The sequence below is a fragment of the Pandoraea oxalativorans genome, assembly GCF_000972785.3.
GTDB classification, from domain to species: domain Bacteria; phylum Pseudomonadota; class Gammaproteobacteria; order Burkholderiales; family Burkholderiaceae; genus Pandoraea; species Pandoraea oxalativorans.
In genome coordinates, this window is record NZ_CP011253.3 from 4,702,012 (window position 1) to 4,722,849 (window position 20,838).

19 protein-coding genes are annotated in these 20,838 nt (G+C 64.2%); 9 read left to right on the forward strand and 10 right to left on the reverse strand.

The annotated features are described in order from the left end of the window. The first annotated feature begins 70 nt into the window (after positions 1-70). From MB84_RS20690 to MB84_RS20715, 5 genes are all read left to right on the forward strand, one after another. Positions 71-1,177, forward strand: a complete 1,107-nt coding sequence (locus MB84_RS20690; protein WP_046289712.1) for an S-(hydroxymethyl)glutathione dehydrogenase/class III alcohol dehydrogenase — start codon at positions 71-73, stop codon at positions 1,175-1,177. A 17-nt stretch (positions 1,178-1,194) separates the two neighbouring features. Beyond that, positions 1,195-2,850 (forward strand): inorganic phosphate transporter, encoded by a 1,656-nt coding sequence (locus tag MB84_RS20695; RefSeq protein WP_046289713.1) that lies wholly within the window; start codon positions 1,195-1,197, stop codon positions 2,848-2,850. Positions 2,851-3,027: 177 nt separating this feature from the next. Further along, positions 3,028-3,759 carry an SH3 domain-containing protein gene (locus tag MB84_RS29125; protein ID WP_084009905.1) on the forward strand — a complete coding sequence of 244 codons (732 nt, stop codon included), beginning with the start codon at positions 3,028-3,030 and terminating at the stop codon, positions 3,757-3,759. Positions 3,760-4,512: 753 nt separating this feature from the next. Continuing rightward, the gene (gene bcaP, locus MB84_RS20710) at positions 4,513-5,907 is read left to right on the forward strand and encodes a branched-chain amino acid transporter BcaP (RefSeq protein ID WP_046289716.1); all 1,395 of its coding nucleotides are present in this window, start codon (positions 4,513-4,515) and stop codon (positions 5,905-5,907) included. Positions 5,908-6,088: 181 nt separating this feature from the next. Beyond that, on the forward strand, positions 6,089-6,556 hold the full coding sequence (locus MB84_RS20715) for a cupin domain-containing protein (protein ID WP_046289717.1): 468 nt from the start codon (positions 6,089-6,091) through the stop codon (positions 6,554-6,556). A gap of 104 nt (positions 6,557-6,660) precedes the next feature. Here MB84_RS20715 and MB84_RS20720 read toward each other — a convergent pair whose 3' ends face one another. Then, a complete protein-coding gene (locus MB84_RS20720; protein WP_046289718.1) occupies positions 6,661-6,954 on the reverse strand; it encodes a hypothetical protein in 294 nt (97 codons plus the stop codon). Positions 6,955-7,216: 262 nt separating this feature from the next. Between MB84_RS20720 and kefF the strand changes: the two genes are divergently transcribed. Beyond that, complete coding sequence (kefF, locus tag MB84_RS20725; protein WP_084009906.1) at positions 7,217-7,936, forward strand: glutathione-regulated potassium-efflux system oxidoreductase KefF; 720 nt, start codon at positions 7,217-7,219, stop codon at positions 7,934-7,936. After that, on the forward strand, positions 7,936-9,861 hold the full coding sequence (kefC, locus tag MB84_RS20730) for a glutathione-regulated potassium-efflux system protein KefC (protein WP_046289719.1): 1,926 nt from the start codon (positions 7,936-7,938) through the stop codon (positions 9,859-9,861). Before kefF ends, kefC begins: the two co-directional genes overlap by 1 nt. Before the next feature lie 67 nt (positions 9,862-9,928). On the opposite strand, the gene MB84_RS20735 is transcribed toward kefC, so the two are convergent. Further along, positions 9,929-10,354, reverse strand: a complete 426-nt coding sequence (locus MB84_RS20735; protein WP_046289720.1) for a hypothetical protein — start codon at positions 10,352-10,354, stop codon at positions 9,929-9,931. Between the two features lie 294 nt (positions 10,355-10,648). Between MB84_RS20735 and MB84_RS20740 the strand changes: the two genes are divergently transcribed. Next, positions 10,649-11,551: a hypothetical protein gene (locus MB84_RS20740; RefSeq protein ID WP_046289721.1), complete on the forward strand. Its 903-nt coding sequence runs from the start codon at positions 10,649-10,651 to the stop codon at positions 11,549-11,551. A gap of 142 nt (positions 11,552-11,693) precedes the next feature. On the opposite strand, the gene MB84_RS20745 is transcribed toward MB84_RS20740, so the two are convergent. The 7 genes from MB84_RS20745 to MB84_RS20775 all read right to left on the reverse strand — a co-directional run bounded on the left by MB84_RS20745 (position 11,694) and on the right by MB84_RS20775 (position 18,633). After that, positions 11,694-12,104, reverse strand: coding sequence for a DUF4148 domain-containing protein (locus MB84_RS20745; RefSeq protein WP_084009907.1), 411 nt, complete (start codon positions 12,102-12,104; stop codon positions 11,694-11,696). A 235-nt stretch (positions 12,105-12,339) separates the two neighbouring features. Next, entirely contained in the window at positions 12,340-13,287 is a 948-nt protein-coding gene (locus MB84_RS20750; protein WP_046289722.1) for an SRPBCC family protein, read from the reverse strand. After that, positions 13,271-13,627: an ArsR/SmtB family transcription factor gene (locus tag MB84_RS20755; RefSeq protein ID WP_039401336.1), complete on the reverse strand. Its 357-nt coding sequence runs from the start codon at positions 13,625-13,627 to the stop codon at positions 13,271-13,273. Before MB84_RS20755 ends, MB84_RS20750 begins: the two co-directional genes overlap by 17 nt. Positions 13,628-13,729: 102 nt before the next feature. Next, positions 13,730-14,641 carry a bestrophin family protein gene (locus MB84_RS20760; protein ID WP_046289723.1) on the reverse strand — a complete coding sequence of 304 codons (912 nt, stop codon included), beginning with the start codon at positions 14,639-14,641 and terminating at the stop codon, positions 13,730-13,732. Between the two features lie 214 nt (positions 14,642-14,855). After that, positions 14,856-15,785 (reverse strand): 3-hydroxyisobutyrate dehydrogenase, encoded by a 930-nt coding sequence (mmsB, locus tag MB84_RS20765; protein ID WP_046289724.1) that lies wholly within the window; start codon positions 15,783-15,785, stop codon positions 14,856-14,858. Between the two features lie 32 nt (positions 15,786-15,817). After that, positions 15,818-17,317, reverse strand: a complete 1,500-nt coding sequence (locus MB84_RS20770) for a CoA-acylating methylmalonate-semialdehyde dehydrogenase (protein WP_046289725.1) — start codon at positions 17,315-17,317, stop codon at positions 15,818-15,820. Between the two features lie 77 nt (positions 17,318-17,394). Beyond that, a complete protein-coding gene (locus MB84_RS20775) occupies positions 17,395-18,633 on the reverse strand; it encodes an ABC transporter substrate-binding protein (protein WP_039393011.1) in 1,239 nt (412 codons plus the stop codon). 154 nt (positions 18,634-18,787) lie between these two features. On the opposite strand from MB84_RS20775, the gene MB84_RS20780 reads away from it, so the two are divergent. Further along, entirely contained in the window at positions 18,788-19,774 is a 987-nt protein-coding gene (locus tag MB84_RS20780; RefSeq protein WP_245725425.1) for a LysR family transcriptional regulator, read from the forward strand. 10 nt (positions 19,775-19,784) lie between these two features. On the opposite strand, the gene MB84_RS20785 is transcribed toward MB84_RS20780, so the two are convergent. Beyond that, a complete protein-coding gene (locus MB84_RS20785) occupies positions 19,785-20,762 on the reverse strand; it encodes a LysR family transcriptional regulator (protein WP_046289726.1) in 978 nt (325 codons plus the stop codon). Positions 20,763-20,838: the final 76 nt, after the last annotated feature.

Sequence of the window (20,838 nt, forward strand, 5' to 3'; positions counted from 1 at the left end):
GACTTTAGAACGCGGTATGGTACGTCGCGAAGGGATTCTCCCGAACGACGTAGCAACGAGGAATAACGCCATGAAAACCAAAGCCGCCATTGCCTGGGAAGCGGGCAAACCCCTGACGATCGAAGAAGTCGATCTGGAAGGACCGCGTGCTGGCGAGGTGCTGATCGAGGTCAAGGCCACCGGCATCTGCCATACGGACTACTACACGCTCTCCGGCGCAGACCCGGAAGGTATCTTCCCCGCCATCCTCGGCCATGAGGGCGCGGGCGTGGTCGTCGACGTCGGCCCCGGCGTGACCACGCTCAAGAAAGACGACCACGTCATTCCGCTGTACACGCCGGAATGCCGTCAGTGCAAATTCTGTCTGTCGCGCAAGACCAACCTGTGCCAGGCGATCCGCAGCACGCAGGGTCGCGGCCTGATGCCGGACGCCACGTCGCGCTTCTCGCTCGACGGCAAGCCCATCTTCCATTACATGGGCACGTCCACCTTCTCGAACTACATCGTCGTGCCGGAAATCGCCGTGGCGAAAGTCCGCTCCGACGCCCCCTTCGACAAGGTCTGCTACATCGGCTGCGGCGTGACGACCGGCGTCGGTGCCGTCGTCTATTCGGCCAAGGTCGAAGCGGGCGCGAACGTCGTCGTATTCGGTCTGGGCGGCATCGGCCTGAACGTGATCCAAGGCGCGAAGATGGTCGGCGCAGACAAGATCATCGGTGTCGACATCAACCCGGGCCGCGTGGAACTTGCCAGGAAGTTCGGCATGACGCACTTCATCAACCCGAAGGAAGTGGAGAACGTCGTCGACACCATCGTGCAACTGACCGATGGTGGCGCGGACTACTCGTTCGAGTGCATCGGCAACGTCACGACCATGCGTCAGGCGCTGGAATGCTGCCACAAGGGCTGGGGTCAATCGTTCATCATCGGCGTGGCCGCAGCGGGTCAGGAGATCAGCACGCGTCCGTTCCAACTGGTGACGGGGCGTGAGTGGAAAGGCTCGGCGTTCGGCGGCGCGCGTGGCCGCACCGACGTGCCGAAGATCGTCGACTGGTACATGGAAGGCAAGATCAACATCGACGATCTGATCACGCACACGTTGCGTCTCGACCAGATCAACGAAGGCTTCGATCTGATGAAGCGCGGCGAGTCCATCCGCTCTGTCGTGTTGTACTGACCTAGCACACACCCCTCATGCGCGGCGGCGTGCTCGACCCGCCCGGAAGCGCCGCCGACGATGTCGGCGGACCGCTCGCACGGGCGCGCCGCCGCCGTCATCGCATTCGTCTCGCGATCTTCCTCACGCTGCTTCTGGCAGGGCTGATCTTCACCACCGTCAGTCTCGTGCGCGACGTCGGCCGGGCAGGCGAGCACAGCATCGCGCTACTGCCGTTCCTGCTGCTCGTCGTCGCACTGCTCATCGCCCTCGGCTTCGAATTCGTCAACGGTTTTCACGACACGGCGAACGCGGTCGCCACCGTCATCTACACCAACTCCCTGCCACCGAGCATCGCCGTGATGTGGTCCGGGCTGTTCAACTTTCTCGGCGTGTTGCTCTCAAGCGGTGCGGTGGCCTTCAGTGTCGTGTCCCTGCTGCCGGTCGAACTGATCCTGCAAGTCGGGACGTCGGCGGGCTTTGCGATGGTCTTCGCACTGCTCATCGCCGCCATCGTCTGGAACGGGGCGACGTGGTGGCTGGGCCTACCCGCATCGTCCTCGCACACGCTGATCGGCTCGATTGTCGGCGTGGGCATTGCCAACGCGCTCATGCACGGGCGCGACGGCACGAGCGGCATCGACTGGTCGCAGGTGACGACCGTCGGCTATTCGCTGCTGCTCTCGCCCGTGATCGGGTTCGGACTGGCAGCGGCCCTGTTCGTCACCCTCAAATTCTGCGTGCGGAATCCGGCACTGTACGCTTCGCCCGAGCCGCGCAAGCCGCCGCCGTGGTGGATTCGCGGCATGCTCATCCTCACCTGTACCGGCGTGTCCTTCGCGCACGGCTCGAACGACGGACAGAAAGGCATGGGGCTCATCATGCTGATTCTGGTCGGCACCGTGCCCATCGCCTATGCCCTCAACCATGCCATGCCGGACGCGCAGGTCGCCCAGTTCGCCGCCAGCGCGCAGACCGCGCAACGCTCGCTCGCGGCGCACCCGCCGCTGGGTGCAGTACCTGACACCGATGAATCGAATGCCGCGCCGGGTACTCCCGCCCGCGACGTGCTGACCCGTTTCGTACGCACCGAGCGCTTCACGCCCGACGTCGTACCGGCGTTGTCCGAACTCACCGGGGATATCGGCCGAGAGGTGGCCGAGCATGGCTCGTTTGCGCGCATGCCTGCCACGTCGGTGGCCAACGTGCGCAACGATATGTACATCGCGTCCGAGACCATCCGGCTGCTGGAACGGCAACACGGCGTGCATCTTCAGGCGGACACCGCCCGTGACCTTCAGGCGTTTCGCGGGCAGTTGGACGAGGCGACCAAGTTCATCCCGTTCTGGGTGAAGGTGTCGGTCGCCGTCGCGCTCGGTCTCGGGACGATGGTCGGGTGGCGACGCATCGTCGTGACCGTCGGCGAGAAGATCGGCAAGAAGCACCTCACGTATGCGCAGGGCGCGTCGGCCGAAGTCGTCGCCATGCTGACCATCGGAGCGGCGGACATGTACGGCCTGCCGGTGTCGACCACGCACGTGCTGTCCTCCGGTGTCGCGGCCACCATGACCATCAACGGGTCGGGCCTCCGGTGGGACACCATTCGCAATCTGCTACTGGCGTGGGTGCTCACGCTGCCAGCCGCCATCGTGCTCGCGGGCGGCTTGTACTGGGGCTTTCGGCAACTCTTCTGAGCGCCGCGCGCGCATGGGACGGCAGCGGCTATCCCGCCCGTAACAGACGACAATATTCCGGCAACGTTTCGTTACGCATTACCGCAAACCATCTGACAAAACAGCAGGTCGAACCGGCATGGCGAGCACGGAAGGATTCCGAACATCGCCGTGCACCGCTGAATCAGGGAGACGAACATGAACAAACAAACCTTGCCACTGATCGTCGCGACCGCGACCGTGCTGACGACGCTTGCCGCCATACCCGGGGTGGCGTCGGCGCAATCCGGGCAGGCCGTCATCAACGCATCGGCCAATGTGCGGGCAGGCCCGGCGTCGGACTACCCGATCGTCGCTCAGGCGGGGCCTGGCATGCCGGTGACGGTGTACGGCTGTGTGGCGGGCTATTCGTGGTGCGACATCGGCTTGCCGGGTGCACGCGGATGGATCTACGGCGCATTGCTGAGCTACCCCTATCAGGGCAATCCGGTACCGGTGCTGAACTATGGGACGATGATCGGCTTGCCGATCATCACCTTCTCCATCGGTTCGTACTGGGGCAACTATTACCGTAATCGGCCCTGGTACAACGACCAGCGTTACTGGCATCGTCCGCCGCCGGGACCACGACCGCCGCACTGGGGGCCGGGGCCGGGTCCGCGACCGCCGGGCCATGGGGCAGGACCGGGGCCGAGACCACCGGGACATGGCGCAGGCCCGGGACCGAGGCCGCCGGGACATGGCGCAGGCCCGGGGCCGAGACCGCCGGGACACGGTGCGGGTCCGGGGCCGCGTCCGCCCGGACACGGGGGTGGCCAGGGTCCGCGTCCTCCGGGGGGCGGAAATGGCGGCGGGCATGGTGGAGGAAACGGTGGAGGACATGGTGGGGGACGTCCGCCGGGTGGGGGCCCGGGGGGCCCGAACCGATAGGGAAAGCGTATGTGGACCGAGGTTTTGAACTCGGGCAAGTGAGTGGCGGGGGTTGTCGGTGCCCTGACGGAGCGACTTTCAGGTGGAGCGCAGTCAGGGTACCGGCAAGCCCCGCGGCCCGGAGGGTGGCCGGGGCGAGGGGGTATTATCGGGATGTGGTGTTGAGGAGATCCGCCCCCACATCCGCCCCTAATTAAGCAGCGACTGCACGCACTTTGGGAAAAACGCTTAAAATGTGAGCAATTCCGGCCAGGCGGAGGTGCCGAACGGGCGCCGATGGCCGGACCGCAGGACAGCGAGCCCTTGCACACCGACGCCTTCCGGCGTCCCCGTGCATCAACATTGCAGACCCTTCAGCAGACCTATCTCCGGTGGCCCGCAGCGAAGCATCGCGGCGGTCACGGCAGTCCGACAGGATCCTCAGTAAGTCTCGATTGTGTTCGTCCGGCCCCGGCGTGCCCTCCCACCGAGCGGCGGCGTCGAGGCATGCCTATCGCCATGCCCCCATCGACGGCACGCGCTACCCGCGCCCGCCGGTGTCGGCCGTATTGCCCGTGCATTGTGTCCGGGCGGCGCTAGCGCAACGACGTGGTTCGTCAATCCCTGTGGCCTTCCGCCACGCATGGGAACGAGCGGCCACAAGCCCGGGTGCCCTTTGCAGCCAGGTTGCGGGACACGTCTCCCGCAGATTCCCCGGATGGCGCTCGCCACGCGAACGCCAGGGGCATACGTTGCAGGAACCTTTTGCAGGCAATGAGTCTTTTTCGAACCAAAAACATCGAGAACATGCTGGTCGCGGGTCGCACCGGCGATCTCAAGAAAGTGCTGGGCCCGGTCGACCTCGTCCTGATGGGCATCGGCGCCATCATCGGCACCGGCATCTTCGTTCTCACCGGCACCGGCGCGCTGACCGCCGGCCCGGCGCTCACCGTCTCGTTCATGATCGCCGCCATGGCCTGCGGCTTCGCCGCGCTGTGCTACGCCGAGTTCGCCTCCACCATCCCCGTCTCCGGCTCCATCTACACCTACAGCTACGCCACGCTTGGTGAAATCGTCGCGTGGATCATCGGCTGGGATCTGATGCTCGAATACGGACTGGCGTCCTCCGCCGTGTCCGTTGGCTGGTCCGGCTACTTTCAGTCGCTTGCCGCTGGCTTCGGCCTTCACCTGCCCGCAGCGATCACCGCAGCCCCCGGCAGCGTCCCCGGCGTCACCACGTTCATCAACCTGCCCGCCGTCGTGATCATGCTGCTCGTCACATGGGTGCTGTCGTACGGTGTGCGCGAGTCCGCACGCATCAACAACCTGATGGTCGCCATCAAGATCGGTGTCGTGCTGCTGTTCATCGCCGTGGGCGTGTGGCACGTCAAACCGGCCAACTGGACACCGTTCATGCCGTTCGGCACCAGCGGCATGTTCAACGCCGCCGCGCTCGTGTTCTTTGCCTTCATCGGTTTCGACGCCGTCACGTCGGCCGCCGAAGAAGTGCGGAACCCGGGACGCGACCTGCCCATCGGCATCATCGGCTCGCTGATCGTCTGCACACTGTTGTATGTCACCGTCGCCGCGATCATGACCGGCATCGTGCCGTTCGCGCAGTTCGCCGGGGTCGATCACCCGGTGTCGCTCGCGCTGCAATATGCCGGACAGAACTGGATCGCGGGTTTCGTCGATCTGGGGGCGATTCTCGGCATGACCACCGTCATTCTCGTGATGACCTACGGCCAGACGCGCATCACCTACGCCATGTCGCGCGACGGCCTGCTGCCGCCGCTGCTCTCGCGCATTCACCCCACGCACAAGACGCCGTTCGCGGGCACCTGGATCATCGGCGTGGTGTTCGCCGTCATCGCAGGCTTCGTGCCGCTGGGCGTGCTCGCCGAGCTGATCAACATCGGCACCTTGTCTGCGTTCGCGCTCGTGTCGGTCGCCGTGCTCGTGCTGCGTCGTACGCGCCCCGACCTGCCGCGCGTGTTCCGGGTACCGGGCGCGCCGGTCGTGCCGCTCATCTCCGTGGGTCTGTGCCTGTTCCTGATGGCGCACCTGCAAGCGACCACGTGGATCGCCTTCCTGGTGTGGCTCGCCATCGGCATGGTGATCTACTTCACCTACGCCCGCCGCAACGCGCTGCTGCACAAACACGGCTGATACCCGCAACACCGGCTTTCCCATCTCGCGCGCCGTCGCGAGTGGGCGTATAGTCCGGCACAGGGCCTCGCGGGACACATCGGTGTGCCGCCGAGGCCTTTCGTCTCTTTCGTCTCTCTCGCATTCGTCCGTGCTTGCCCCTTGCCGTCGTCACCCCACGTCTTAGCCAAGGAATCAAAACATGCGCCGTTATGTCCTGCTTGCCGCTGTGCCTGCCGCGTTCGCTGCGGGCTTGCTCTCTTCCCATCTGATGCCGAACGCCGTGGCGCAGGCCGCACCGCCCGCGCCCCTCACACCGCAAATCATCGACATCGGCGCGATGACCGACGAACAGATCGGCAAGCTCGTCCCCAATGTGGGCACGCTGCGCTCGCGCACGCTCGTCGCCACGCAAAACGGCACCGTCGCCGTGCAAAGCGGGAACGTGCCGCGTCACACCCATCAGGATGCCGATGAAATTCAATACGTGGTTTCGGGCAGCGGTACCTTCTGGCTGGGCGATCAGCAGCGCGAGGTCCATCCGGGCGATCTGATCGTGATTCCGCGCGGCACCGTGCACGCCGGTTCGCAGAACACCAGCGGCGAGTTCAAGGTGCTGGCGATCAAGCTGCCGCCGCAGGCCCCGACCGATATTCAGTGGGTGAAGTGACGCGATGACGGTTCGGCACGGAGATGCCTGACGGCCCCGTGCCCGTCACTAACGTGGCGTGGCGGCGTGGCGGCGTGGCGCCGACGCACCGCCGCACCAACAGGTCAGCCGAAGTAGCGATTGAGCCAGACGGCCCCGTAGCCCAGCGCGAACATCGTGAGCAGCAGGGGCACTGAGATGCGGATGATCTGAATGACGAGCGGACGCGGCGGCAATTCGTCGTCCTGCGGCATACGGCCCGCCTCATGCAGCGCGCCCGTGCAGAGCGCCGCCGCCACCGCACTCGCGAACACCCAGAACGTCTGGTTGTAGAGCAAGGCGACGAGCAGCAACGTGAGCGCCACGTTGCGTCCGTGATAGATCAGATTGACGGTATTGCGAAAGGCTTGCGGCGACATGTCGGAAAAGCACTGACGTGTGCATGACTGCACCGCCTGCGCGAAGTGTCTTGTTATTCGATTTTTCTCCGCGGCGCGCATCGAAACGCATCGCGGTCCTTTAATTCCTCACCTAACTCCTAACGGCGCCCGTTGCCGAGTCTTTAGCGGATCGTCGGCCGCTCATCGGCCAACCGTGGCGTGTGCGTCCTGCATCTTACCGCGCCAAATCCACACCTTCGCGTGATGCCGTGCGTCGTGCGAATGGAGTATCCTCCCCCGCATGACAGCCCCCGCCTCCTCCCGTCTCCAGCAAGCCGCACAGGACACCCGCGACGGTGCCTCGCAGCGTGCCGTCTACGTTATCGTGGCGCATCCGCGCTGGCGCGACTCGCGCGTCAACCGACGCCTGCTCGAAGCCGCACGCGGCATCGACGGTGTCGACGTCAACGACCTCTACTCGACGTATCCCGACTTCAGCATCGACGTGGCCGCCGAACAGGAACGTCTGGCGCGCGCCGACCTGATCGTGCTCGTGCATCCGATCTACTGGTACAGCATGCCGCCGTTGCAGAAACTCTGGTTCGACGACGTGCTGTCCTGGGGCTGGGCTTACGGTCAGGACGGCCACGCGCTCGCCAACAAAGACCTCTGGCTCGTGGCCAGCACCGGCGGGCCGCTCGAAAGCTACCGTCCCGAAGGGTACAACCAGCACGAATTTTCTGCCTTCCTGCCCGCTTACGAGCAGACGTCGCATCTGTGCGGCATGCGCTTTTTGCCACCGCACGTGCTCTATGGCGCGCGCCGCTGCGACGCCGCCGCACTCGACACCCACGTGAGCGAATTCGCCGGACGCCTCGCCACTTACCCGCACTGGCCCGAACTGATCTCGATGGCCGACGCCGCCGAATGTCAGGCGATCCCGTCGACCGACAGACCGCGCTGCGCGACGGGCGACAGCCCACAGAACACCACCGACACCGCTCCCGGGAGGGCCGCCTGATGGAACACGTGCCGTCCTGGTTGCTCGCCAGCCTCATCTATCTGGCGGCGGCCGTCATCGTCGTGCCGCTGTCCCGTGCACTCGGTCTCGGCGCGATCATCGGTTATCTCGCCGCCGGGATCGCCATCGGCCCGTGGGGCCTCGGCCTCGTCTCGCGTGTGGAAGACGTTCTGCACTTCGCGGAGTTCGGCGTGGTGCTGATGCTGTTCCTCGTCGGCCTCGAACTGGAACCGCGTCGCCTGTGGAGCTTGCGACGGCCGATCTTCGGCTGGGGCTCGGCCCAGGTCATCGGGTGCGCCGTGTTGCTGTTTGCAGCGGGCATCGCGATCGGCGCGCCGTGGCGCATCGCCCTCGTCGCGGCGCTCGGTCTCGCACTGTCGTCCACCGCCATTGCCTTGCAGGTGATGGCCGAGCGCAACATGCTCGCCACCGCCAGCGGTCAGGCAGGCTTCTCGATTCTGCTGTTCCAGGACGTCGCCGCGATCCCGATTCTCGCGTTGCTGCCGCTGCTCGCCGATTCGGTCGATAGCCATGCCCTCACGGGTACCGCGCGCGCGCTCGAAGCCCTGAAGATCGTCGGCGTGATTGCCGCCATCATTCTCGGCGGCCGTCTCGCATTGCGTCCGCTGCTGCGCTGGATTGCCAACAGCAAGACGCCCGAAATCTTCACGGCAGCGGCATTGTTGCTGGTCGTCGCCATCGCGACGCTGATGCAACTGGTCGGCCTGTCGATGGCGCTCGGCGCCTTCCTCGCAGGCGTGCTGCTCGCGGAAAGCGAATACCGTCGCGAACTCGAAACCGACATCGAGCCGTTCAAGGGACTGCTGCTGGGGTTGTTCTTCATCGCCGTGGGCATGAGCATCGACTTCGGTGTGCTGATGGCACAACCGCTGCGCATGCTCGCCGTGGTGATCGGCTTCATGGCGCTCAAGGGACTCGCGATCTACAGTTTGTCGCGCCTGATGCAATTGCCGTATCAGGAGCGTCCGATCTTCACGCTGCTCCTCGCGCAGGGCGGCGAATTCGCCTTCGTGGTGTTCCAGTCGGCCGGTCCGCAGGTGTTGCCACCGGCGGTGTCGTCGTTCCTGATCGGTGCGGTCGCGCTGTCGATGTTGCTCTCGCCGCTGCTGCTCGTGGCCATCGACAAGTGGTTGCTGCCACGTTACAGCGTGAAGGGGTCGCCGCGCATGGAGGAGATCTCGGAGCCGCAGTCGGCGAACGTGGTGATCTGCGGCTTCGGTCGGTACGGCCAGATCGTCGGCCGCACGCTGATTCCGCAGGGCGTGTCGGTCACCGTGCTGGATCACGATCCTGACACCATCGAGAGTCTGCGTCAGTTCGGTTTTCGCGTGTTCTACGGCGATGCGACGCGCCTCGATCTGCTCCGAATTGCAGGCGTAGCTGACGCGCGGGCGGTGGTCATTGCGGTGGACGATATCGATCAGTCGCTCGAAATCGCCGATCTGATGCGCGAGCATTTTCCCGACGTGCCCGTCGTCGCCAGAGCGCGCAACGTCGGACACTTGTTCCAGTTACGCGAGCGTGGCGTGAAGCACATCGAGCGCGAAGTCTTCGAGTCGTCGCTGCGCAGCGCGCGCTCGGTGCTCGAAACACTCGGGTGGCCGGCATCCGAAGCCCGTGAAGCGACGATGGCGTTCAGACGCGCGAATTTGCAGTTGACGGACGAAATGTATCCCTCCTACCAGGATCGCAACAAGATGATCGCCACCGCGAAGGAAGGGCGTCGCCAGTTCGAAGAGCAGATGGCGCGCGAACGGGCGACGCGTCGCGCGCAGCGACAGGTCACGTTTGGTTGGGACGGCGAGAGCGCCCCCGAGAAGACACCGGCGCCAGCCAGCGGCGACGCCGCAATGTCCGCGAACCGGACTGCGACATCGCGCTCAGGCGACGAATCTCGCACCTGAGCAGTCTGCACTAACGCACGCTATCGCCTCGATAGCGTGCGTCCCCATCCCGCCAATCAGACGAAAATCAGTCGAACGGCTTGAAGTGGCCGTCGGCAGGCACGCGGGCGTCGGCGCGCAGACGCGTTTCCGCCTCCACACCCGCGAGTCCACGGTAATAAAGATGCACGGCAATGGCCGCCGAGTAGCGGCGGATTTCCACGAGCGTGAGATGCGCGTGTTCGGCCGACGTGAACATCAGATACGGCGATTCTTCTTCGATCAGCCCGGCGACCTGATGCAGGCCGTGACGGTGCAGCACTTCCGTGAGTTCGTCGCGGCTGCGGTGCGTGTTCGCATCGGTGGTCGGGTACATCATGCGCAGCAGTGCGAGCGGATGGTCGGCAACGGCGAGCGACAACGCCTGTACGACAGCGTGACTATCGAGAGCCGTAGCCACGGCTTCACCTTCGGGACGATGCTGCGGAAAGAGTTGCTCAAGGGTCAGCGACATGATGAGTCCATTGCAAGGTAGCTGCGAAAACTGCGACAGCGGCTCTACAGTCTAGTCACGTCCGCGCACGCGATATAGCGCGTCGCGCGAATACCTGCGTTGCACGCGCCGCAACAATTACCAAATATTTCGCCCGCCACGCGCGGATGAATCTGTCCTGCCCCCTTCCGCCAGTGCAAGGCAGCGCTGTACGAGCGGCCATGAATGCGATCTGCACGGCGCAGGCATCGCGCTTGGTGATATGATTTTTGTCGACGCCGACAGACCTCATACCGAATGCGATATCCCGACCAGATGTCCGACACGTTAGCGGCCGCCGTAGCGCAGGCCGACCATGTCATGCGGCATTGGCAATACGATGTCGACGGCTCCGTGAAAATTGGTTCGGACTCCCACAAACGCATGTTCTGCCGCATGCTGCTGGAGTCTCACAATCCCTACAAGCCGTCCGTCATCGAGTGGCCGAAGCTGCCGCCCGACGCCCTCAAACGTCTGACTGCGCTGCCCATCTGGGACATCGCCGTGCAGACGGAAGGACGCGCATCGATTCGCGTCGCCACTTACGCGGCCACGATTCAGGACCCGCTGCTGCGTGAAGCCCTCGTCATGGACGGCGAGGAAGAAGCGCGTCGCAAGGTCGTGCTCTCCAAACTCGTCGAAGCCTACGGCATCGAACTCGCCGCCGAGCCGCCTTACCCGCCGCCGAAAGACGCCGAATGGGCATGGATGAAGACCGGCTTCAGCGAATGCATCGACAGCTTCGTGGCCTTCGGTCTGTTCCGTTCGGCGCAGCGCTCCGGTTATTTTCCCGAAGCACTGGTCGAGACGTTCGAACCGGTGATTCAGGAAGAAGCGCGCCACATCCTCTTTTTCGCAAACTGGGTCGCCTGGTACCGCCGCACGCTGCCGCTCTGGAAGCGTCCGTGGTTTTACGCCCGTGTCGCGTCCGTCTGGGTCACGCTGATCTGGGATCGCATGGCGATCGCGCGAGGCATCGACACCGACGGCGTCGCACGCGACGCCAACTTTCCGGCGACGGGCACGGCCGACATCGGCGAATCGCTCAAGCCGCGCGATCTGATCCTGCTGTGCCTTGAAGAGGACGCCCGGCGCATGGACGGTTACGACAAGCGCCTGTTGCGTCCGACGTTCGTGCCGAAGCTCGCTCGCATCGCGCTGCGCTTCATGAAAGCCTGACGAACGGCCTCTGCATCGACGAACACCGACGAACACAGACGAATTGCGACGGATCGCAAACACAAAAAAAGCCGTCCCGGGCATCACGCCCGGGACGGCTTTTTAACTTTCTACTGCTGCGGCACGATCAGCCGCACGGCGATCAGCTGCCTTGGAACTCGTTCAGTTGGCCAGCAGCGCGGGCACGGGCCAGCTCTTGCTTGACGTCGGCGCGCGACACGCTCGAGCCTTGGGCGACGACGGCGACCGGGTAGTCCTGATCGTTTTGTGCCATCAGACCTTCGGCGCGGGCTTGCGCCAGTTCCGTCTTCACTTCGGCGCGGGTCTTGCTCTCACCCGAAGCGACGTACACCGGGTAGTCGGCGTCGCCTTGCGGGATCAGGCCGTTGGCGCGAGCCTGAGCCAGATCGGCTTGCACGGCAGCACGCGTGAGCGGCTGACCTTGCGAAGCGATTTCGGGGTAGTTGTTGCCGTTTTCGGCAGCGTTGCTAGCCACGGCACCAAGGGAAGCCACAGCAGCGATAAGTGCGATTGCGATGTTCTTGCGGTTCATTTTCCTAACTCCTGTCATGTTGCGACGACTTTGTTTTGAATTGCGCCGTCGATGGAAGGAAGTCTAGAACTCGCTCTCACAATGAAAAACGCGATATTTGTCGAGGAACTATTGCGTCTTTTGATGGGAATAAATGCACCACTTCGGGGCATTCGGGAAATGGAAATGCCGCTGCGTCCGGTAAGACCCGGCGAGCAGCGGCATCGCACGCGGTGAGAAAGCTAGAGACGAAGGCTTAGTCCGTGAGCGACGCGCCGAGGGCGTCGAGCAGCAAATTGGTGCCGCGCTCACGGGATCCTGCGTCGTCGTAACCGTCCAGAAATGCGCCTTGCTCGGTCATGACGAGATGGGTACCGCCATCGCGCGCCTTGATGTCGATGGTCGCGAGCGAGACCGAAATCTTGCGCGTATCCAGATGCATTTCGTACACGTAGACCAGACGCGTGTCGGGGACCACGTCGTAGTAGAGCGCATCGAAAGTCGACACCATGCCGCTCGTCCACCGAGCCTTCGCCGTTTCACGGCCACCCGGACGAACATCCATCGATCGCTCGATCAGCGTCAGACCTTCGCTGCGCGCAAACCAGCGGTCCTTCGCCTCGCGCTCCGCCAGTGCGCGGAACACACGGGCAGGCGATGCCGGGTATTGGCGTTCGAGACGAAACGTCGAATGCACGACGCTACGCTGCGTCGGCGCTTCGGCTTCCTTCATGACTTCGCGTCCCAGCTTGTCGAGCGTTTGCGTCCACCCCTGCCCTGCGCCTTCCGGCATCCACGCGAATGCGGGATCGTGCACCGTATAGCGCTGCTCGACATCGAGCTGCGTGCCTTGCGCCACGTCGGTAAAGCTCGCCGTAGTGAGGGCGCTGAACAAGGCGTGTCCCTTCTCGTCGGTCACTTTCATGTCGATGACCAGACGCTTCGGTGCATCGACTTCGATGAAACGCCCACGAATCCAGTGCGATTCGCCTTCGGGCGACTGCATGCGCAGGTCGAAAGCGCCGCCCGCGTGAGCGTCGATCTGCGCTTCGGGCACCGTGTAACCGGTCGGACAGAACCAACGCTTGACGGCGTCGGTCGAGGTCCATGCGCGAAACACCACGTCACGCGCCACGGCGTACGTGCGGCCAACGGTGAGCGGACGCGCTTGCGCGCTCGCTTTTGCTTCACTTGCTGTCGTCATGAAGGTCTCCTTCGGGCGGCAGGCTGGCCAGATACTCGCCCAATCGGTCGAGATGGCCCTCCCACTCGTGACGGCGCTGGTTGATCCATCGCTCTGCAAGGCTCAGCGCCTGAGGTTCGATCCGGCACGTGCGCACACGTCCCGCCTTTTCCGTTCGCACCAGCCCCGCACTCTCCAGCACGGAAAGGTGCTGCATGACCGCCTGCAACGACATCGACAAGGGTTGCGCCAGCGCGCTCACCGACGCCGGCCCCTGCGCCAGCCGCACGAGCATCGCTCGGCGAGAGGCGTCGGCCAGTGCCTGAAAAGTCAGATCGAGGGTGTTGTCATGGTCAAGCATGTGCTTGAGTATAGCTGCGTTAAATACTAAAGCAAGGACTTTAGTATTAGATTTTTCGGAAAAGACGTCGGCGGCCGGGGCGCCGCCGAAGACTCAGACGGTTCAGGTGATGATGTGGTGGTCGCGCGCCCGCACTTGCGCCGTGTGCTGGCGATGCAGGATTTCCCGCAGCGATTGCTCGATGGTCTCGGACATGGCGTCGAGCGCCAGATCGTTCGCTTCCAGACCGAACGGCTCCTCGATCTCGGCGCTCACCGCTTCGAGCGCAAAGAACGTGTACGAGATGAAGGCGACGATGACCGGCGTCATCGGCCCGATCGAGTCGACCAGCCCGAACGGCAGCAGCAGGCTGTAGAGATACGTCACGCGGTGCAGGATCACGCCGTAGGTGAACGGAATCGGCGTGGTGGCAATGCGTTCGCAGCCGCCGATGGCTTCGCCGAGACGGTCCAGATGCATCTCCATCGCCTGTGCCAGCGGCGCTTCGATCTGCCCAAGCATGCGACGCTCGCGCAGCCACTCGCCCGCCATCAGCAAAAGGGTGATCGGCTTGAACTGCTTGCGTGTGAGGCACGCCACGTCTTCGTGATCGAGCAGACGCTCGAAGTCGGCGCGCGGGTCCGTGCCACGCAACTGGTGGCGCATACCGTGCACGAAGGCGATGAGATAAGCGACGAAGCGCGGCGAATCGGAGGTGTCCGAGACGAGCGTCATCGATTGGCGGGACAGCGCCCGCGTCTCGTTGAGCACACTGCCCCAGAGCACGCGGGCTTCCCAATAGCGCGCGTAGCTGGTGGTGTTACGAAAGCCGAGAAAGATCGCGAGCGTAATGCCGATCAGCGAGAACGGGATGAACGTGAGCGGGATCTTCCATTCGAAGATGCGCCCGTGCGCCAGCGTGACGACAATCGAAATGATCGTGGTGAAAATGAGCTGCGGGGCGATCTTGGGCAAGATCGAGCCGCGCACGACGAACAGCATGCGCAGCCAATGCAGATTGGGACGGACGATCATGATGAGGAATGGCGCTCGCAAGCACTGAGGAACCGGCTGTGGGGGTAGCCGTTGCGGCCGGATGATACGCCGATATTGGCGTCATTGAAATCTCCGAACCTCGTGCCGTGGGTCAGGCGCGTCAAATCGTCGCAATGGCGAACGCCCGTCAGCCGGAAGGCCGACGGGCGTTCGCTGTGCTTGCCATTCGCCTTGCACCGCTCGACACAGCGCGTTACTTCACCTCCAGCGCCTGCGCCAGCGTGACCGGGTCCTGGAAGATGCTCGAAAAATCGAGCCCGCCATGACCATTGGCGCGATGCACCTCGAAGATGCGGCGCGCGAGATCGCCCAGCGGCGTCGCCACGTCGCTCGACTCGGCCGCACCATGGGCGAGACGCAAATCCTTCGCCATCAGGTCGGTCGCGAAGCCGCCGGTGTACCCGCGCGAGGACGCCGCATTGTCCATCACGCCCGGGCAGGGGTTATAGACTTCCAGCGTCCAGTTGCGCCCGGAGCTTTGCTGCATCACCGCAGAGAGCACCTTCGGGTCGAGGCCGTTCGCAATGCCCAGGCGGAGCGCCTCGCTCGTGCCCGCCATCAAGATGCCCAGCAACATGTTGTTGCACAGCTTGAGCGTCTGCCCCGCGCCGAGCGGGCCGCCGTGGTGAATTGCGCGCCCCATGTTGCCCAGCAGCGGCCGCATGCGCTCGACGAGCGCCGCATCGCCGCCGACCATGAACGTCAGCGTGCCCCCCGCCGCACCTGCCGTGCCGCCCGAAACCGGGGCGTCGAGCAGCAACGTGCCGGGGCGCGCAAGCCTGGCCAGTTGACGGGGAATCTCCGGCGGCACCGTGCTGCTGTCGATCAGCACGGCGTCCGGTGCGGCATTCGCGAGCACGCCTTCGGGGCCGTCGTACGCCGCGAGCACGTGCTCGCCCGCAGGCAACATCGTGATGACGACCTGCGCGTCGCGCACCGCTTCGGCAATCGACGTCGCCGCGCTGCCGCCCGCGGCTGCGAGACGCTCCACCGCCGCGCCAGACAGGTCGAAGCCGCGCACCGCGTGTCCGGCCTTCACCAGATTCGCCGCCATCGGACCGCCCATATTGCCCAGGCCGATGAACGCCACGCGCAGCGTCCCTTGTTGAGTTTCCGTAGCCATCGTCTGTCTCCGAAATCCGTGGAAAAGGCGCGTTACTTCAGCGTGATCGTGGTGTTCACACCCGACGGGCCGGTGCCGCGCGCCTGCCAACGTGCGGTGACGGTCTTCGTCTGTGTCCAGAACAAAATGGCCTGCTTGCCGTTCGGGCCGAGATCGCCGAGCTTCGACGCACGCGAACCGGTAAAGCTGAACCATGCGACCGGCACCGGGATCGGCAGGTTGATGCCGACCTGCCCCACATCGATCTCATTCTGGAACTGACGCGCCGCGCCGCCGTCCTGCGTGAACAGCGCTACGCCGTTACCGTTCGGGTTCGCGTTGACGAAGGCAATGGCTTCGTCGAGCGTCTCGACCCCGGCCATGCACAGCACCGGCCCGAAGATTTCCTCGCGATAGATCGACATCTCGGCCGTCACACCGTCGAAGATGGTCGGACCGACGAAGTTGCCGTCCGGTGCTTCCTTGACCGAGTGACCGCGCCCGTCGAGCAGCAGCTTTGCCCCCTCTTCCGCGCCTGCGCCGATCAGCTTCTCCACGCGCGCGCGCGCCTGCTTCGAGACGAGCGGCCCAACGTCCGCCTTGCGATCCGTGCCCGGCCCGACCCTGAGCGCACGGGCGCGCTCGACCAGTTCCGGCACCCACTCGCGGGCTTCGCCCACAAGCACCGCGACCGACGTCGCCATGCAGCGCTGCCCTGCCGCGCCAAAGGCGGCGCCGAGCAGATGGTTGATGGCCTGCTCGCGATCCGCGTCCGGCAGGATCACGCAGTGATTCTTCGCCCCCATCATCGCCTGACAACGCTTGCCTGCTTCCGACGCGCGACGATAGATGTGCGTGCCGACATGCGTCGAGCCGATGAACGACACGGCCTTGATATCCGGGTGATCGCAGATCGCGTTCGCGATGTCCGGCCCCCCATGCACGACGTTGAGCACCCCCGGCGGCAGACCGGCTTCGAGTGCGAGTTCCGCGAGGCGCAGCGACGCGCTCGGGTCTTGCTCCGAAGGCTTCAGCACGAACGTATTCCCCGTGGCGACGGCCAGCGGGAACATGAAGCACGGCAGCATCACCGGGAAGTTGAACGCGGTAATGCCCGCGCACACACCCAGCGGTTCGATGAGCGTGTAGACGTCGACGCCACCGGCCGCGTTCTGCGCATACTCGCCGAGTTGCAGCGACGCAATCGAGCAAGCGTGCTCCACGACTTCGAGACCGCGTCCGACTTCGCCTTCGGCGTCGGGCAGCGTCTTGCCGTGTTCGCGCGTAATCAGTTCGGCGAGTTCGCTCGTGTGATCGCGCAGGAGTTGCTGGAAGCGCAGCATTACGCGCATGCGATTGGCCTGCGATGTGTTGCGCCAGCCCTTGTAGGCCGCCTTGGCGGAAGCCACGGCCGCATCGAGTTCTTCGGTCGTCGCGAACGGCACGCGCGCGACGACTTCCTGCGTGGCCGGGTTCACGACGTCGCGCCACTGGGACGTCTTCGATTCGACACGCTTGCCATCGATGAGCAGGGGAATGGTGGGTAGGGACATGACACGCTCTCCAGATCGAAACGAATGCAGGGATTCGGGTAAGGGTTGAAGGCCGTCGGGCGACGGCCCGATGTCGGTTACTTCGCTGCCGTGTTCGTCTTCACGAGCGAACAGGTCGATTTCGACAGCGGCTGGAAGGCTTCCGTCGCGGGGACGGTGGCCACTTTAGTGTAGTAATCCCACGGGCCTTTGGACTCGGCGGGCGACTTCACGCGGAACAGATACATGTCGTGAATCACGCGACCGTCCGGACGAATCGACGCGTTGTGCATGATCGGATCGCGGATCGGCAATTCACGCATCTTTTGCGCAACGACCTTCGCATCCACACTCTTTGCCGCCGCGACCGAGCGCAGGTAATGCAGCACGCTCGAATACACCCCGGCCTGCACCATCGTCGGCTTCAGATTCTTGTACTTCTTCTGGAAGCGGTCGGACCACGTGCGTGAAGCGTCGTCGAAGTCCCAATAGAAGCCATCGGTGAACAGCAGCCCTTGTGCCGTATTCAGGCCGAGGGCGTGCACGTCCGACAGAAACACCAGCAGTGCAGCGAGCTTTTGCCCCCGCTGCACGATGCCGAATTCGCGCGCCTGCTTGAGCACATTGACGGTGTCCTGCCCGCCGTTGGCGAGCGCCACGACCTGCGCCTTCGAGCTTTGCGCCTGTAACAGAAACGACGCGTAATCGGACGCATTGAGCGGGTGCCGCGACTGGCCCACGACTGTGCCGCCGAGCGTCTTCACGATATCGGCAGCGTCTTTTTCCAGCGAGTGCCCGAAGGCGTAGTCGACGGTGATGAAGTACCACGACTTACCGCCGTCGCCGACCACGGCGCGGGCGGTGGCGGCCGACTGCGAGTACGTATCGAACATCCAGTGAAAGCCCGTGGGCGAACAGTCTTCGTTGGTCAGGCGCGTGGTGGCAGGCCCGGAGAACAGCACGACACGCTGCTTGTCCATCGCGAGCTTTTGCACAGCGAGCGCCGCCGCCGAGTTCGTCAGATCGGCAATCGCGTCGACGTTGTCGCGATCGAACCATTCGCGCGCCTTGTTGGCGGCGACGTCCGCTTTGTTCTGGTTGTCGGCCGACACCAGTTCGACCTTCATCCCTTTACATTCGGCGGCCAGACAGTCGTCGATGGCCATTTGTGCAGCCACGACCGACCCCGCCCCGCCCATCGCCGAATACGTACCCGACATATCGGTGAGCACGCCCACCTTGACGGGGCGGTCCGGCAACTGCGCAAACGTTCCGGCTGACGACAATCCCAAGCCCGCACCGAGTCCCAGCGCGAGCAGCCACGGCTTGATCTTCATCGCTTTTGTCTCCTTCAGGTCTTTTATGCTTTCGTCGCCGACGTCTATGCGTGGCGCTCATAAATTGTATTTGTGCGAATTTGCTTTGCATAGCGAAAATCTGCATCTACTTTGTGCATAAATGCACATAGCGACTTCACATAGGAGCGGGGGTATGGCGCACAGCGGCGCGACGAGAGCGGCACGAACATCCGGCATAGCCGGGGCGTCGGGTGCGGAACCGCGTCCGGACTGGGACGACCTTCGGTACTTTCTGGAAGTGGCGCGCACGCAGCGCGTGGGCGCGGCGGCGCAACGGCTCGGCGTGGACCACACGACGGTGTCGCGACGGGTGCGTGCGCTGGAGCAGGCGCTCGGCACGCTGCTCTTCGACAAGTCGCGCAACGCCGGCTTTGCGCTCACGCCCGAGGGTCAGCAACTGCTCGTGCATGCCGAGCAAATGGAGACGGCGCTGCAATCGGCCTGCGAGCAGGTTGCGGGCCTGGGGCAAACGCTCTCGGGTCATGTGCGCATCGGGTCGACGGAAGCGTTCGGCACGTACTTCGTCACGCCCGTGCTCTCACGCTTTCAGCGCGAATATCCCGCCATCGACTTCGACGTCCTGCCGGTGCCGCGCTTCGTCAGCCTGTCCCAGCGCGAAGCCGATCTGGCGATCACTATCGAGCGTCCGCAACTGGGACCGTACGTGTGCAGCAAGCTGTGCGACTACCGATTGCAGTTGTACGCCACGCCCGGCTATCTCGCGCAGTACGGCGACGTATCGACGTTCGCCGACCTGACCGGGCGCCGCTTCATCAGCTATGTGGACGAACTCGCGTTCAGCAACGAATTGCGCTATCTGGAAGACATCGTGCCCGGGTGCAACGTCGTGCTGCGAAGTACCAGCGTCATCGCGCAGTATCAGGCGGCGTTGCAGGGCGAAGCGCTGGCGGTTTTGCCGTGCTTCATGGCGGCGCAAGATCCGCGACTCGTGCCGCTGCTGGTCGACGACGTGGTCGTCGCGCGCAGCTTCTGGATCTACTGCCACGAAGAACTGCGCACGCTCAAACGCATTACGGTGCTGTGGGATTACTTGCGCGACGCCGCCCAGCGCAACGACGCCCTGTTGCAAGGCAAGGCCGGACAACTACTGCTGACCTGACGCCGCGCGCTTAGCGAATCTTGCGCTGCTCTTCCTCGATCACGGTAGGAATCGCGATGCGCATCGCTTCGACGAAACGCCGCAGGCGCGCGGGGTAATACTTCGCGTACGGGTACAAGAGATACATCGGCAGCGGCGTCGAGCGCCATTTCGGCACGAGTTGGATCAAGCGGCCCTGCGCAATGTCTTCGGCCATCACCCAGGCCGACGCCACCCCCACCCCCAGACAGCGCAATGCGGCACTGCGCAACGCGAACAGGTTGTCCGTACTCATGCGCGGGTCGAATGTGATGCGCTCGCTCTCATGCGTCTCGCGGTGCGTGAGCGTGATGTCGGTCCGGTAGAACGTGGTGAGCGCGAGCCACGCAAACGCCGTCAGTTCCGACGGATGCTCGGGCATCGGACGTCCCCTGAGCAATTCGGGCGACGCCACGACGATGCGCGGCACGTCGGTGAGCAGAATGGCGACGTTCGACGGGTCTTGCAATTCGCCCACGTGGATCGCGCAATCGATGCCTTCCGCAATGAAGTCCGGCTCGCGATCCTGCAAGAACCAGTGCACCTTCATGCCGGTATAGCGATCCAGAAAGTCCGCCAGCGGCCCGATCATCATGTCCTGCCCGAATGCGTGCGGCACCAACACGCGCAGCGTCCCCTCCGGCTCGGCGCCGGTGCCGCGCAGGTCGGCCTCGAACGCCTCCCAACTGGTCACCAGTTCCTTGGCACGCGCGAAACAACGTTCGCCGTCTTCGGTGAGCTTCATGCGATGGGTCGAGCGCTGAAGCAGTCGCAGGCCCAGCGAGCGTTCGAGCATTTGCAACCGTCGGCTAACCGTCGGCTGCGTGGTGCCGAGCTGCGCCGCGGCCGCCGACAGACTGCCGGATTCGACGATGCGCACGAAGGTCTGCATCAGTTCGACGCGGTCTGCGCCGCCGGGACGCAGCGCCGACGGTGCAGTGGAAGACGAGGGATCGAGAGGCTCTGTCATACGTCACACGTATAAAGGTTGTACGGATTATAGGTCTACCGCTGCACCGCACCAAGCGAGACACTACGCCCCGTAC

Excerpts from the sequence above, each read along its gene's own strand:
- MB84_RS20775 (WP_039393011.1), bottom strand. The coding sequence starts at position 18,633 with ATGAAGATCAAGCCGTGGCTGCTCGCGCTGGGACTCGGTGCGGGCTTG.
- kefF (WP_084009906.1), top strand. The coding sequence starts at position 7,217 with ATGACAGCCCCCGCCTCCTCCCGTCTCCAGCAAGCCGCACAGGACACC.
- MB84_RS20760 (WP_046289723.1), bottom strand. The coding sequence starts at position 14,641 with ATGATCGTCCGTCCCAATCTGCATTGGCTGCGCATGCTGTTCGTCGTG.
- MB84_RS20745 (WP_084009907.1), bottom strand. The coding sequence starts at position 12,104 with ATGAACCGCAAGAACATCGCAATCGCACTTATCGCTGCTGTGGCTTCC.
- MB84_RS20785 (WP_046289726.1), bottom strand. The coding sequence starts at position 20,762 with ATGACAGAGCCTCTCGATCCCTCGTCTTCCACTGCACCGTCGGCGCTG.
- kefC (WP_046289719.1), top strand. The coding sequence starts at position 7,936 with ATGGAACACGTGCCGTCCTGGTTGCTCGCCAGCCTCATCTATCTGGCG.
- bcaP (WP_046289716.1), top strand. The coding sequence starts at position 4,513 with ATGAGTCTTTTTCGAACCAAAAACATCGAGAACATGCTGGTCGCGGGT.
- MB84_RS20750 (WP_046289722.1), bottom strand. The coding sequence starts at position 13,287 with ATGACGACAGCAAGTGAAGCAAAAGCGAGCGCGCAAGCGCGTCCGCTC.
- MB84_RS20740 (WP_046289721.1), top strand. The coding sequence starts at position 10,649 with ATGTCCGACACGTTAGCGGCCGCCGTAGCGCAGGCCGACCATGTCATG.
- mmsB (WP_046289724.1), bottom strand. The coding sequence starts at position 15,785 with ATGGCTACGGAAACTCAACAAGGGACGCTGCGCGTGGCGTTCATCGGC.
- MB84_RS20715 (WP_046289717.1), top strand. The coding sequence starts at position 6,089 with ATGCGCCGTTATGTCCTGCTTGCCGCTGTGCCTGCCGCGTTCGCTGCG.
- MB84_RS20770 (WP_046289725.1), bottom strand. The coding sequence starts at position 17,317 with ATGTCCCTACCCACCATTCCCCTGCTCATCGATGGCAAGCGTGTCGAA.
- MB84_RS20690 (WP_046289712.1), top strand. The coding sequence starts at position 71 with ATGAAAACCAAAGCCGCCATTGCCTGGGAAGCGGGCAAACCCCTGACG.
- MB84_RS20695 (WP_046289713.1), top strand. The coding sequence starts at position 1,195 with ATGCGCGGCGGCGTGCTCGACCCGCCCGGAAGCGCCGCCGACGATGTC.
- MB84_RS20780 (WP_245725425.1), top strand. The coding sequence starts at position 18,788 with ATGGCGCACAGCGGCGCGACGAGAGCGGCACGAACATCCGGCATAGCC.
- MB84_RS29125 (WP_084009905.1), top strand. The coding sequence starts at position 3,028 with ATGAACAAACAAACCTTGCCACTGATCGTCGCGACCGCGACCGTGCTG.
- MB84_RS20735 (WP_046289720.1), bottom strand. The coding sequence starts at position 10,354 with ATGTCGCTGACCCTTGAGCAACTCTTTCCGCAGCATCGTCCCGAAGGT.
- MB84_RS20720 (WP_046289718.1), bottom strand. The coding sequence starts at position 6,954 with ATGTCGCCGCAAGCCTTTCGCAATACCGTCAATCTGATCTATCACGGA.
- MB84_RS20755 (WP_039401336.1), bottom strand. The coding sequence starts at position 13,627 with ATGCTTGACCATGACAACACCCTCGATCTGACTTTTCAGGCACTGGCC.